The sequence below is a fragment of the Pantoea anthophila genome (assembly GCF_006494375.1).
In the GTDB taxonomy this organism is placed as follows: domain Bacteria; phylum Pseudomonadota; class Gammaproteobacteria; order Enterobacterales; family Enterobacteriaceae; genus Pantoea; species Pantoea anthophila.
Window position 1 is genome coordinate 73,889 of the sequence record NZ_VHIZ01000017.1, and the last position, 13,608, is coordinate 87,496.

The 13,608-nt window shown below is 57.3% G+C and carries 12 protein-coding genes; 3 read left to right on the forward strand and 9 right to left on the reverse strand.

Annotated features, from left to right (window positions below; translation table 11 throughout):
* Positions 1-167 precede the first annotated feature (167 nt).
* The 7 genes from mglC to FJW00_RS02415 form a co-directional block, all read right to left on the reverse strand.
* On the reverse strand, positions 168-1,178 hold the full coding sequence (gene mglC, locus FJW00_RS02385) for a galactose/methyl galactoside ABC transporter permease MglC (RefSeq protein ID WP_009089178.1): 1,011 nt from the start codon (positions 1,176-1,178) through the stop codon (positions 168-170).
* Between the two features lie 19 nt (positions 1,179-1,197).
* Positions 1,198-2,718, reverse strand: a complete 1,521-nt coding sequence (gene mglA, locus FJW00_RS02390) for a galactose/methyl galactoside ABC transporter ATP-binding protein MglA (protein ID WP_140922988.1) — start codon at positions 2,716-2,718, stop codon at positions 1,198-1,200.
* 68 nt (positions 2,719-2,786) lie between these two features.
* Positions 2,787-3,782: a galactose/glucose ABC transporter substrate-binding protein MglB gene (gene mglB, locus FJW00_RS02395; RefSeq protein WP_009089175.1), complete on the reverse strand. Its 996-nt coding sequence runs from the start codon at positions 3,780-3,782 to the stop codon at positions 2,787-2,789.
* Between the two features lie 307 nt (positions 3,783-4,089).
* Positions 4,090-5,130, reverse strand: a complete 1,041-nt coding sequence (galS, locus tag FJW00_RS02400; RefSeq protein ID WP_009089173.1) for an HTH-type transcriptional regulator GalS — start codon at positions 5,128-5,130, stop codon at positions 4,090-4,092.
* A gap of 147 nt (positions 5,131-5,277) precedes the next feature.
* On the reverse strand, positions 5,278-6,438 hold the full coding sequence (yeiB, locus tag FJW00_RS02405; RefSeq protein ID WP_140922989.1) for a DUF418 domain-containing protein YeiB: 1,161 nt from the start codon (positions 6,436-6,438) through the stop codon (positions 5,278-5,280).
* Positions 6,439-6,488: 50 nt separating this feature from the next.
* Positions 6,489-7,154, reverse strand: a complete 666-nt coding sequence (gene folE / locus FJW00_RS02410; protein ID WP_009089168.1) for a GTP cyclohydrolase I FolE — start codon at positions 7,152-7,154, stop codon at positions 6,489-6,491.
* A 124-nt stretch (positions 7,155-7,278) separates the two neighbouring features.
* The gene (locus FJW00_RS02415) at positions 7,279-8,406 is read right to left on the reverse strand and encodes a YbfB/YjiJ family MFS transporter (protein ID WP_140922990.1); all 1,128 of its coding nucleotides are present in this window, start codon (positions 8,404-8,406) and stop codon (positions 7,279-7,281) included.
* Between the two features lie 117 nt (positions 8,407-8,523).
* Here FJW00_RS02415 and ptrR point away from each other — a divergent pair, with 117 nt between their 5' ends.
* From ptrR to fghA, 3 genes are all read left to right on the forward strand, one after another.
* The gene (gene ptrR, locus FJW00_RS02420; protein ID WP_140922991.1) at positions 8,524-9,435 is read left to right on the forward strand and encodes a putrescine utilization regulator PtrR; all 912 of its coding nucleotides are present in this window, start codon (positions 8,524-8,526) and stop codon (positions 9,433-9,435) included.
* 91 nt (positions 9,436-9,526) lie between these two features.
* Positions 9,527-10,651, forward strand: coding sequence for an S-(hydroxymethyl)glutathione dehydrogenase/class III alcohol dehydrogenase (locus FJW00_RS02425; RefSeq protein ID WP_009089162.1), 1,125 nt, complete (start codon positions 9,527-9,529; stop codon positions 10,649-10,651).
* 12 nt (positions 10,652-10,663) lie between these two features.
* Positions 10,664-11,506, forward strand: a complete 843-nt coding sequence (gene fghA, locus FJW00_RS02430) for an S-formylglutathione hydrolase (RefSeq protein WP_046102229.1) — start codon at positions 10,664-10,666, stop codon at positions 11,504-11,506.
* A gap of 71 nt (positions 11,507-11,577) precedes the next feature.
* On the opposite strand, the gene FJW00_RS02435 is transcribed toward fghA, so the two are convergent.
* Together FJW00_RS02435 and FJW00_RS02440 are read right to left on the reverse strand one after the other, a co-directional pair.
* Positions 11,578-12,366, reverse strand: coding sequence for an ABC transporter ATP-binding protein (locus FJW00_RS02435; protein WP_046102230.1), 789 nt, complete (start codon positions 12,364-12,366; stop codon positions 11,578-11,580).
* A complete protein-coding gene (locus FJW00_RS02440) occupies positions 12,366-13,442 on the reverse strand; it encodes a FecCD family ABC transporter permease (protein ID WP_140922992.1) in 1,077 nt (358 codons plus the stop codon). Before FJW00_RS02440 ends, FJW00_RS02435 begins: the two co-directional genes overlap by 1 nt.
* Between the last annotated feature and the right edge of the window lie 166 nt (positions 13,443-13,608).

Consider the following 13,608-nt stretch of genomic DNA (forward strand, 5'->3'; position numbering starts at 1 on the left):
ACAGTCCTCTTCCATAAACAAAGCAGGCCGGGTGTGTCATGGACAACAGCCTTTGCAACTTTCCGATCTGACCCTGTTCCCTTCGCAGACTCGATCTCACAGCAACGACCCCGGCACTACCCATAAAAAAAGCGACCCGAAGGTCGCTTTTTTCGCAGCAGAGAACGTTACTTCTTACGCGAATACTTCAGTGAATCCAGCGCCACGGCGAAGATGATGATGCCGCCTTTAATAATGTACTGCCAGTAAGGGTTAACGCCGATATAGGTCAGACCGTAGTTAATAACGGTGAAGATCAACACACCGGTAACCACGCCCGCCACGCTGCCCACCCCCCCGGCGAACGAGACGCCGCCAACCACACAGGCTGCAATCGCATCCAGCTCATACATAAAGCCGAGGTTGTTAGTCGCCGAACCGATACGACCCGCTTCCAGCATCCCGCCAAAGGCGTAGAACACACCAGACAGCGCATAAATCAGGATCAGGTTCAGCGGCACGTTCACGCCTGACACTTTCGCCGCTTCCGGGTTACCCCCGATAGCGAAAATGTTTTTGCCGAAACGGGTTTTGTTCCACAGCACCCAGACGAACACAATCGCAATCACCGCGTAGAACGTGATGAACGACAGTTTAAAATCACCAAACCGCAAAAAGCCCTGAGCGAATTTCGAGAAGCCTGCATCAAAACCGGCAATCGGTGACGCACCCACATAGTCGTAATAGAGTGAGTTAATACCGTAAACGATAATCATGGTACCCAGCGTGGTGATAAAAGGCGTCACCTTCAGATAGGCAATGATCACACCGTTCACCAGACCAATTACTCCCCCGATCACACACACGGTCAGGATAACCAGCGGAATTGGCACCGTATCCAGCGTCGGGAACACTTTGTTCGCGTTGTCCATCGACTGCAGCAGCGTCGCTGCCACAACCGCCGCCAGCCCAACCTGACGTCCGGCTGACAGGTCAGTCCCCTGGGTCACAATCAGGCCCGCCACGCCCAGTGCAATAATAATGCGCACTGAAGACTGGGTCAGGATATTACTCAGGTTCATTAAACTTAAAAATGTCGGGTCCTGGAAAATAATAATAGCCAGCAATACCAGCAGCACGACATAAATGCCGCCCTCTTTTAACCAGGTTAGCGCATTCTTTTTTGTAGTCGCTTTCATGTTAACAGCCCTTGCTTCATTAAAGGTGTAATGACGCTAAACGCAATATTTCGTTCTGCGTGGTCGTTTTGGTATCAACTATGCCTGCTACCAGACCATTACTCATTACCAGAATACGATCGGTAATGCCTAACAGCTCCGGCATTTCGGATGAGATAATAATGATGCCCTTGTCTCTTTTCGCCAGCTCAGCAATCAGCTGGTAAATTTCGAATTTTGCACCAACATCAATACCGCGTGTTGGTTCATCAAGCATCAGGATTTCAGGCTGGGTCAATAACCAGCGGCCAATAATCACCTTTTGCTGATTACCGCCCGAAAGCGAACCAATCTGCGTATGGTGGCCCGGCGTTTTTACCCGCATGGAATCGATCACCCACTGGGTGTCACTTTTCATGCGTTTATTATCCAGCAGCCCCATACTGCTTTTATATTTTTTAATATTCGAGATAAGGGAGTTAAATCCGATATCCAGATAAGCATAAATACCGGTTGAGCGACGCTCTTCCGTCACCAGTGCGAAACCGTGATTAATCGCTTCATTCGCACTGTGGTTATTAATCGGTTTACCATGCAGTTTGATGGTGCCGCCCGATTTTTCGCGAATGCCAAACAGCGTTTCGACGATATCGGTACGTTTGGCGCCCACCAGCCCGGCGATGCCGAGGATCTCCCCTTTACGCAGATCAAATGAGATGTCACGAATCGAAGGCTGACGCAGAGAGGTCAGATTCCGCACCTCAAGAATGGTTTCCCCCGGCACGTTGGTACGGTCAGGAAAACGCTGGTTCAGTGAACGGCCGACCATCATCGCGATGATCTTATCCATATCCAGCCCTTCCAGCGGCTGAGTCGCAATCCACTGTCCGTCACGCAGAATGGTAATCTCATCACACAGCTGGAAAATCTCTTCCATTTTATGAGAGATATAGACGATGCCGCAGCCACGATCTTTCAGCTTGCGAATAATCGTGAACAGGTGATTAACCTCTTTCTCCGTTAACGAGGAGGTTGGCTCATCCATAATCACAATTTTTGCGTCATAAGAGAACGCTTTGGCAATTTCAATCATCTGCATCTGCGATACAGACAAATTCGCCACTTTGTCGCGCGGATCGATATCGATATCCAGCTCGTCAAAAATAGCTTTGGTATCCTGATACATCTTATCCTGATCGACAAAGAAGCCTTTGCGCGGATAACGCCCCAGCCACATGTTGTCCATCACGGTGCGCTGCAGGACCAGGTTTAATTCCTGATGTACCATCGACACGCCATTTTCCAGCGCCTCTTTGGAGCTTTTATAGTCGATCTCTTTACCCTGAAACAGGATACTGCCGGAATCTTTTTTATAAATACCAAACAGGCATTTTAATAAGGTGGATTTACCGGCACCGTTCTCGCCCATTAACGCATGAACAGAGTGAGGCCGCACTTTTAAATTCACATTATCTAACGCTTTAACGCCGGGAAATGATTTTGAGACATCCTTCATCTCCAGCAGATATTCTCGCTGCGCGGTCGTATTATCACTGGCCATATTTTACCTGGCTAAAAAACGGTGGTGACATAAAAAAGGCGCGACAGGGGTCGCGCCCGGAATCGAACTTACTTCTGGAACTGAGCCAGATTCTCTTTATCAACCGGAACGTAAGGTACGCGGACGATCTTATCCACCATCTTGAAGTTCGTACCTTCGGTCGCGGCTTTGCCGTTAGCCAGGTTGTTGGCGATATCCAGCGTGGCTTTCGCCTGGTTTTCCGCATCGTTCAGCACGGTACCGGCCAGCGCACCCGATTTCACCAGCGCCATCGCTTCCGGCAGGGCATCGACGCCGAAGACCGGGATAGAGGTCATGTTGTGCGCTTTCAGCGCTTCAACGGCACCCATCGCCATCGCATCGTTGTTGGCAATCACCACTTCGATTTTCTTCGCGTTCGGGCCTGACAGCCACGCATCCATCTTATCTTTAGCCTGTGCGGTATCCCACATCGCCGTATCCATCGCTAACTGCTGGGTTTTCAGACCATCTTTGTTCAGCGTATCGATCACATATTTGGTACGGGCTTCCGCATCAGGATGGCCTGGCTCACCTTTCAGCAGCACAAACTGGATGGTGCCATCTTTGTTCAGATCCCAGGCCGGGGTCGCTTTCCAGTGTTTCTCAATCAGCTGACCCTGAATGATGCCGGACTCTTTAGAGTCGGTCCCGACATAGTAGGCTTTGTCATAACCGGCCAGCACTTTCGCGTTAGGCTCTTTGTTGAAGAAGACCACCGGCACGTCATTCGCGCGCGCTTTGTCGACCACCACGGCCGCGGCAGCCGGGTCAACCAGGTTAATGGCCAGCGCTTTCACGCCTTTTGCCATCAGTACGTCAACCTGATCGTTCTGTTTGGACTGGTCGTTCTGCGAGTCATTCATCAGCAGCTGAATGCCGCCAAGGGTTTTCGCTTCTTTCTCAATGTCTTTGCGCACCATTGACATGAAGTTGTCATCATATTTGTAAATGGTCACGCCGATACGGGTGTCAGCTGCGTGAGCGGTTGCACCAAACATCATGCTGGCAACCAGTGCGGTAAGCGTGAAAACCTTCTTATTCATGGTATCTCCGGTTTTATTATGCAGGGTCTTTTTAGCGCTGCCGCGCGACGTGGCGCGAAAGCAATCGGTAAAACAGATCGGCGGGGCAGTCTGCGCAATTTGCCGCTTACCGCTGACGCCGTCTAAAACCTGACTTCCCTGTGCCTGAACACGTCCGTGAAGAGGGGATGAACCCGTTAACCGGCTACTGAGACCACAACTGATGCCGTTACACTGGCGTTACATAATGTTTCAGTCCGGTAAGACGCTGCCATCATAGTGAGAGCAATGTTAATTAACTGTGAATGTAATCACAGATTGAAAGCGGTTACATGGCTGAATCGCCTGAATTAGTGACGGACTCCACATTTTGCCGCTGCGCGACTGAATGACGCCGCACCAGCGTCGGCATAAAGATGTGCGTGGCGGTGTCATCCAGCAGGCCTGCCGCCCCCTGCAGCGCCAGCTCTGTCGCAATTTTTGCCATAGAAACAATAGGATAACGTACAGTGGTAAGCTGAGGGTCGGTGTAACGCGAGATGGGGATGTCATCAAAGCCAATGACAGAAAAATGCTGTGGCACCTGAATGCCGTTGTCTTTCAGCGCCGTGAGTGCGCCCGCTGCCATACCGTCGTTGTAAGCAAACACCGCGCTGAGATTGAGATTGCGCCCCAGCAGCTCCACCATCGCCGCTTCGCCGCCCTGCATGTCGGGCTCTGCGCTGGCAATCCAGCTCTCATGCGGCCGGATACCCTGCTCTGCCATCGCCTGCATCCACCCTTCGCGGCGCTGGGCGACATCTTCGATAGGATGACTGGAACAGAGATAGCCGATGCGGCTATGCCCCTGTTGTATCAGGGTCCGGGAGGCCATCAGCGCACCGGCGACGTTATCCAGACTGACGCTGCGCTGCTCAAATCCCGGTATGACGCGGTTGATGACAACCATGCCCGGCACATGCTGCATAAAGTCAGCCAGCTCCGCGTCTGAAAGCGTTTTCGCGTGCACCACCAGGGCGCTGCAACGCTGGCGGATCAGCACTTCAATGGCATGACGCTCTTTCTCTTCCTGATGCCAGGAGTTGCTGATGAGGACATGCTTATGGACGCGCTGCGCCACGGTATCCACCGCTTTAACCAGTGCGCCAAAAAAGGGATCGGAAACATCCATCACCACCACCCCGATGGTGTCGCTGACCTGAGTCGCCAGCGCCTGTGCGTTGGCGTTAGGACGATACCCCAGCGCCTCAACCGCCTGTAACACAGCGTCGCGGGTATCAGAGGTGACGGCGCTGCTCTGATTGAGGACGCGCGATACGGTCGCCACTGAGACGCCAGCCTGACGGGCAACATCACGAATTGTTATCATGCAGCAGTTCCAGAAAGGAAAAAGAGGGCATCACGCCGGGTTGAACACCGGCGCTATTTTGTCAGGGGCGGACGATATGCAGCGTGAATTGCGTCACATCAATGAAAGCGGTTACATACAATTCTGTAACCTTTGTGATGGCGGTCATTATCTGGCGTGGTCGGACAGGCGTGGTTTTCCGGCTGAGAGCTGGGTAAGCCTCCGCCACAGCCACTCCAGCGGGCCCTGTGCGAAGAAATGTAACCAGATGAGTGAAAAGAGGATATTGATAAGCCAGACCGCAGGCACCATCAGCACCAGCTCCAGCCGTGTAAAGTGCATATAGAAGCCAAAGCGGTAGAACAGCGTGGTACAGATCAGCGACTGCATCAGGTAGTTGGTCAGCGCCATGCGCCCGACACACTGAATGGCATAACTGAACCGCCAGCGTGAAATCTGCGGCCACCAGGCCAGACAGAGCGCCGCGTAGCCCAGGCTGATCAGCGGGCTGGCAAGGTCGCGCGGGGTCTGCAGATAAAAGCCGCTCCAGCGGAACTCCCAGTGTAACAGCCACTGCGCAGCGACACCGGCCACCGCTATCGAAAATCCCGCCGTCAGCAGCACGACGGCGGCCTGACGGTAGTGCCGCAGGGGAAACTGGCCCGTCAGCCAGCCACAGCGCAGCAGCGCGCCACCGATCATCATCAGGCCTGCCAGCTGCCAGCCATACTGCGCCGCCAGCGCCATCAGTCCCGATGAGAGATGATCAAGCCGGTTCTGAATCGCTTCCCAGCCGCCGGCCAGTTTCCAGTAGCGCTCATATTGCAGATCGGCCGCGCCGGGCAGCCAGGAGCGGGTCGGCTCAGGATCGGAGATCGAGCCGAATACCAGCAGCACACCGCAGCCCACCAGGTAAAGCAGAATACCGGTGTTCATCAGGCTGCGGGTGGAAGGAACATCGCGTACGACCCGCAACACCACCAGCCCGATGATGCCGTAATCGAGCAGGATGTCCCCCTCCCAGAGAAACACCCCGTGCAGAAAACCGATCAGCACCAGCAGTGACAGCCGGGCAGTCAGCCAGCGACTGCCGCGCGGCAGTTGCATCTGCAGACCGGCACCAAACAGCAGCGCAAACAGCGTCAGGAATTTGAGCTGGGCAAAGGTATCGGAGAGGGCCCATGTCCAGGCGTCAGCGAGGGTGACACTCCCCTGCCAGGCCGGATTCAGGTAGGCCGCAGAGGGCAGACCAAAGCCGACGATATTGAGCAGCAGAATGCCGAGAATGGCACAGCCTCGAATAAAATCCAGCGCGTGATAGCGTTGCATGCGGCACCCTGCCCCATTGAGGCGGGCAGCATTATGCGCCCGCTGTTAACTCAACTATGACGTACCGCGCGCAAAAATTCCTGGCGGGTATTCTGACTGGACTTGAACAGGCCGCCCAGTGAGGTGGTGGTGGTCGCGCTGGTGGCATCCTTCACGCCGCGCGCTTTCACGCAGTAATGCACCGCATCAATGGAAACGGCCACGTTGTTGGTGCCGAGCAGGGTCTGCAGGGCAACCAGTACCTGCTGTGTCAGACGCTCCTGCACCTGCGGGCGCTGTGCAAAGAACTGCACGATGCGGTTGATTTTCGACAGGCCAATCACCTTATCTTTGGGAATATAGGCGACGGTCGCTTTACCATCGATAATCACAAAGTGGTGTTCACAGGTGCTGGTCAGGGTGATGTCACGCACGGTCACCATCTCATCCACCTTCATCTTGTTTTCAATGACGGTGATTTTCGGGAAGTTGGCGTAATCGAGACCGGAAAAGACCTCATCCACATACATCTTCGCGATGCGATGCGGGGTTTCCATCAGGCTGTCATCTTCAAGATCCAGATTCAGCAGCTGCATGATTTCGGTCATGTGCCCGGCAATCAGGCTCTTGCGCGTGTTGTCATCAATGTCGCGTGTTGGTGCGCGTAATGGCGTTTCCAGGCCACGCGCCAGCAGCGCTTCATGAACCAGGGCAGCTTCCTGACTTAGGGTGCTCATCGTACTCTTCTCCGGCTGGGTGTTGCGCCCGTCGGCTGTTGCGGCGGGCCCTGTAATCAGGCGCGTATTGTGAAACTTTCTTTGCGGGGAATCCAGCAATCAATCAGATTGGTGAAGAAAGCGTTTATCGGCTCCGCCGCCAGACCAGCAGGCCCGCCCAGATGAGGCTCGCGCCGGCCACCCACAGGGCGGGTTCCAGCCGGTGTAAAAAGGCGGTGGAGAGAAACGAGAGTAGCGGGCCCACCAGTTGTCCCACGGCATAGCCGGTGGTCAGCAGGCCAGCCATATAGCGCAGATGATTGGGGGCCAGCTCACGCGCGCAGAGCAGCGACAGCTGCACCACGCTGAGGAAGCCGCCGCCGACCAGCAATGCGCTCACCAGCAGGCCGCTGAAGCCCGGCAGCAGCGCCGCCGCAAAGACCCCCAGCGCCTGCGCCCAGAGCACCAGCGCCAGACGGACGTGGCTGCGCCCCAGGTGGCGCGTGAGGATGCCCAGCAGGATCCCCACCATCGCTGCGCCACCAAAAATCGGCCAGACAAACTGGGCGAATGCGCCATCCGGAAAACGCGCAGCAGCCATCTGCGACAGGAAGGTCGCAGGCAGGATGTAGCCAAAGCCCGCCAGACTGTAGCTCAGCACCAGCCGTTTAAGGTTGCGGTCCAGCACCAGCGGCTCCGGGGCCTGATCGGGGCGATGCAGCTCGCCACGCCGGGGCAGGTTACGGGCAATCAGCGCCACCAGCAGCAGCGCCAGTGCGCCATAGGCGGCCCAGGCCAGCCCCGCGGAGACCTGCAGCGTGTGCAGCGCCACCCCCAGCAGGCCGCTGACAAAGATGCCGCAGCCTGGCCCGGCAAACACGGCCGCCGACAGCCCCGCCCGGCCATGACGATGCAGCTGTTCATTGCTCCAGGCGGCCACCAGCACCATCGCCCAGCCGCTGGCCCAGCCGATCAGGAAACGAATGGCCCCGTGCAGCCACGGCCCGCTGGCCCAGGCCGAGAGCAGCGTCAGGATCACCGCGCCCCATATGCCCGCCGTCAGGCGCAGCTCCACCCGCTTGTGCGCCCGCATGGCATCGAACGAGCCACAGAGATAGCCAAGATAGTTGAGTGCGGCCACCAGGCTGGCGCTGGTGAGGGTCAGCTGGTGCGCCTGAATCATCAGTGGCACCTGGGGCGTAAAGGCAAACCGGCCAATACCCATCGCGACAAACAAAGTTAAGAACGCGCTGAGCGCGACGCGTAACGCCATGGCTGAACTCCTGTGGTTTCGGGCTGGGATCTTTTCTGACTTGCTAACAGCTTGCAGGATGTTTACACTCACGAAAAGTGAATAATCATGACCAACTTGTTTACAGGAAGAGAAGATATGGATTTAGTACAACTACGTATGTTCTGTTCCGTCGCCGAAACGGGTTCCCTGGCACGCGCCGCCGAACAGCTGCACCGCGTCCCCTCTAATCTCACCACGCGGCTGCGTCAGCTGGAAGAAGAATTGGGTGTGGACCTCTTTATTCGTGAGAAGCAGCGCATTCGCCTGTCACCGATGGGCCATAACTTCCTCAATTATGCGCAGCGCATTCTGGCCCTGAGTGAAGAAGCGCTGAGCATGACCCGCACCGGTGAACCGGCGGGTAACTTTGCGCTCGGCTCGATGGAGAGCACCGCCGCCACCCGCCTGCCTGGTTTACTGGCTGCCTATCACCAGCGCTTTCCCGGTGTTGCCCTCTCGCTGATTACCGGCACCTCGGGCGAAATTATCGATCGGGTGCGTGAAGGCACCCTGGCGGCTGCGCTGGTGGATGGCCCGGTGGCGCATGATGACCTGAACGGCTGCATCGCGTTTCGCGAGGAGATGGTGCTGATTACCGGGCTGGATCATGCCCCTATCACCACCGCCCGCGACGTGCAGGACGATACCCTGTTTGCTTTCCGCAGCAGCTGCTCTTATCGGGTGAAGCTGGAGAGCTGGTATCGCGACAGCCAGACCGCGCCGGACAATGTGATGGAGATTCAGTCCTATCACGCCATGCTGGCCTGCGTGGCGGGCGGTGCGGGCGTCGCCATGATCCCGGCCTCGGTGCTGAAACAGATGCCGGACCGTTCACGGGTGCAGGCGCACACCCTCCCCCCTGCTTATCGCAATACGGCCACCTGGCTGATGTGGCGACGGGACGCCTTTACTCCCAACGTGGAGGCGCTGAAGTACCTGATTATCGAAAAATTTGACGATCGGCCGCTCAATGATGAGCTGATCTACCCCCTACAGGCGGCGGAATAAGCGTTCCGCGCTATGTTTAAGAGCCTGGCTCTGATTACTCACGACCACCTGGCGCCACCGTGCGTCACAATCTGACTGGAAGAGGGATTGCATGAAAATGATCAAAACCCGTGCCGCCGTTGCCTGGGCTGCTGGCGAACCGCTGAAAATTGAAGAAGTGGATTTGATGCCACCGCAGAAAGGCGAAGTCCTGGTGCGCATCGTCGCGACCGGCGTCTGCCATACCGACGCCTACACCCTCTCCGGCACCGATCCGGAAGGCGTCTTCCCGGCGATCCTGGGCCATGAAGGCGGCGGCATCGTGGAAGCCGTAGGCGAAGGCGTGACCAGCGTGGAAGTGGGTGACCATGTCATCCCGCTTTACACTCCGGAGTGCGGCAAGTGTAAGTACTGTCTGTCGGGTAAAACCAACCTCTGTCAGGCGATCCGTGCAACCCAGGGTAAAGGTCTGATGCCGGATGGCACCACCCGCTTCTTTAAAGATGGCAAACCGATTTTCCACTATATGGGCACCTCGACCTTCTCGGAGTACACCGTCGTTCCGGAGATCTCACTGGCTAAAATCAGTAAAGAAGCGCCGCTGGAAGAAGTGTGCCTGCTGGGTTGTGGCGTCACCACCGGCATGGGCGCGGTCATGAACACCGCCAAAGTGAAAGAAGGCGACACCGTGGCGATTTTCGGCCTCGGCGGCATTGGCCTGTCGGCCGTTATCGGTGCCAAAATGGCGAAAGCCGGCCGCATCATCGCCATCGACATCAATACCAGCAAATTCGACCTGGCGCGCAAGCTGGGCGCCACTGACCTGATCAACCCGAAAGATTACGATAAGCCGATTCAGGAGGTGATTGTTGAGCTGACCGATGGCGGCGTGGATTTCTCCTTTGAATGTATCGGCAACGTCAACGTCATGCGTTCCGCGCTGGAGTGCTGCCACAAAGGCTGGGGCGAGTCCGTGATTATCGGTGTGGCCGGTGCCGGTGAAGAGATCTCTACCCGTCCGTTCCAGCTGGTGACCGGGCGCGTCTGGCGTGGCTCCGCCTTCGGTGGCGTGAAAGGCCGCTCACAGCTGCCGGGCATCGTGCAGGATTACCTCGACGGTAAATTTGCCCTGAACGACTTCATCACCCACACCATGCCGCTGGAAGAGATCAACGACGCCTTTGATTTAATGCACGAAGGAAAATCGATCCGCTCGGTTGTGCATTTCAACAGGTAATCAGGAGGCGTTATGGCATCCACTCTGGAGCTACTGGAAGAACACCGTATTTTTGGTGGCTGGCAACAGCGCTGGCGTCATGCGTCGGCCGTGCTGAACTGCCCGATGACCTTCAGCATCTATCTGCCTGAACCGCAGGGCGATGCGCCGCCACCGGTGGTCTGGTTTCTGGCCGGGCTGACCTGCAACGACGAGAACTTCACCACCAAAGCGGGCGCGCAGCGGGTGGCGGCGGAACTGGGGCTGGTGCTGATTATGCCGGATACCAGCCCGCGCGGCGATGAGGTGGCCAACGATGAGGGCTACGATCTGGGTCAGGGAGCGGGATTCTATCTCAATGCCACCCAGCAACCCTGGGCCGCGCATTTCCGCATGTTCGACTACCTGAGCAGCGAGTTACCTGCGCTGATTGCGGATAACTTTAAGGTCAGCGACCGTCAGTCGATCATGGGTCACTCCATGGGCGGACACGGTGCGCTGATGCTGGCGCTGCGTCTGGGCAACCGCTTTGCTTCGGCGTCGGCTTTCGCACCGATTGTAAACCCGATGCAGGTGCCGTGGGGTCAGAAAGCGTTTCAGGCCTATCTGGGCGATGACCCGGCGGCCTGGCGGGAATATGACAGCTGTCAGCTGATGGCGGAGGTGGCGCATCGTCTGCCGATCCTGATCGACCAGGGCGATAGCGATCAGTTCCTGGCCGACCAGCTGCAACCCGAGCGGCTGGAAAGTGTGGCCAGTGAGGTGGGATTCCCGCTGACGCTGCGCATTCAGCCGGGCTATGACCATAGCTACTTCTTTATCGCCAGTTTTGTGGAAGATCATCTGCGCTTCCACGCGCAGCATCTTCTGGCGTAAAAAATCAGGGCCGCAACTGCGGCCCTGAACTTTTTTGCACGATGCCGGGTCGGTAACGACCCGCCGTTGTGTCAGACCAGCGCCGGACCGGTCAGGCCATCAATCATCACCTGCGGAATGCCGCGCGAACAGTGCTCGATTCGTCCATCGACGCCATAGACTTTCGCCAGGGTCGCGGGCGTAATCACCTTATCCGGCTGCCCCTGTGCCACCAGTGCCCCCTGTTTCAGCATCAGCGCATGCTGCGCATGGCGCAGCGCAATATTGATATCATGCACCACCACCACCGTGACGATGTTGCGCAGGGCGGTTTCGCGCCGCACCAGATCCATCACATGAAACTGATAGTTGAGATCCAGCGCGCTCAGCGGTTCATCCAGCAGCAGCAGCTCAGGGCGACGGATCAGCGACTGTGCCAGCCCGACTAACTGCTTCTGTCCGCCGGAGAGCTGATCGAGATAGCGCATCGCCAGATGGGCAATGCCCAGCTGCTCCAGCAGGTGCATGATTTCGGCTTCACTGCTGGCGCTGTGGAGGCCGCCGGAGGCGCGCTGTGCCACAATGATCGACTCCAGCACATGCAGATGCACGCCCGCAGGCAGGGACTGCGGCAGATAGACCACGTTCTTCGCCCGGCGGGCAAACGGCTGAGTCATGAGATCCTCGCCGTTGAGCCACATTTCGCCCTGCCCTTTGTTCAGTCCGGCCAGGGCCCGCAGCAGCGTCGATTTGCCGCAGCCGTTGGGCCCCAGCAGCACGGTGATCTCCCCACGCGGCAGCGGCGCCACGTTGAGATTCTCAATCACCTTATGTTTTGGGTAACCGGCACTGAAGCCGCGTAACGTCAGACCCTGTTCCATCAGACTGTCCCCCGGTGACGCAGAATAATACTCAGGAAGAACGGCACGCCAATCAGTGAGGTGACGATGCCGACCGGGATGATCACGCCTGGAAGCAGGTTTTTCGACGCGACCGAGGCCAGCGACAGCACCAGCGCTCCGACCAGCGCGCTGGCTGGCAGATAGAAGCGGTGATCTTCACCAAACATCATGCGGGCAATATGGGGAGCGACCAGGCCGATAAAGCCAATCGGGCCGACAAAGGCCACGGCCAGCGCCGAGAGAATACTGATGCGCAGCAGCGTCGCCAGACGCAGACGACGCACGTCAATGCCAAAGCTGACCGCCCGATCCTCACCCAGCCGCAGCGCCGTCAGCTTCCAGCTGCTCATCATGGAGAACGGCACCAGGATCGCCAGCGCCACGGTCAGGACGCCCAGCTTCTCCCAGGAGGCGCGCGCCAGGCTGCCCATGGTCCAGAAAACCAGCCCCTGCAGGGTATCTTCGCTGGCGATGAACTGCATCATGGAGACCAGCGCATTGAAGGTAAAGACCAGTGCAATGCCGAAGAGCACCACGCCCGCCGAGGAGACCTGGGTCCAGCGGGTGATGCCGTCCAGCATCAGGGCGGCAAACAGCGCAAAAACGAAGGCGTTGGCGGAGATCAACCACTGGTCAGGAATGCCGGGGATGCCGATGCCGAGGATGATGGCCAGCGCGGCACCAAATGCCGCCGCCGAGGAGACACCGAGGGTAAAGGGGCTGGCCAGCGGGTTATTCAGAATGGTCTGCATTTCTGCGCCCGCGAGGCCGAGCGACAGGCCCACCACAATCGCCATCAGGGCATAGGGCAGACGGATGTCCCAGACGATGACGCGGGTTCCGGCGTCGACACTGTCGGGACTGAGCAGCGTATTCCACAGCGTCTCCAGCGAGAGTCCGGCCGGACCCAGCGTGAAGTCGAGGACCAGCGAGGCGATGATGGCCAGCAGCAGCACGCCGATCCAGATGACGCGGCGACGCAGCACCAGTTGGTAGCTATGCATGCTGTGCTGACGCGTCTCTTCTCCCGCCAGCAGCGAAGTTTCGGTAGTCATGTTTTAACCCTGTGTGGCTATCCTGTCAGAAAACGCAGCCACAATAGTGCAGGTGATAATAATTATCAATTCGTGAAGATAAGCGAGACGTGAAAAATCGTAAAAAACGGTGTTGCAGGCGGGAGAATGGCTCAGGGAGCCTGTGCCTTTCGCAAAGACGCAAAAC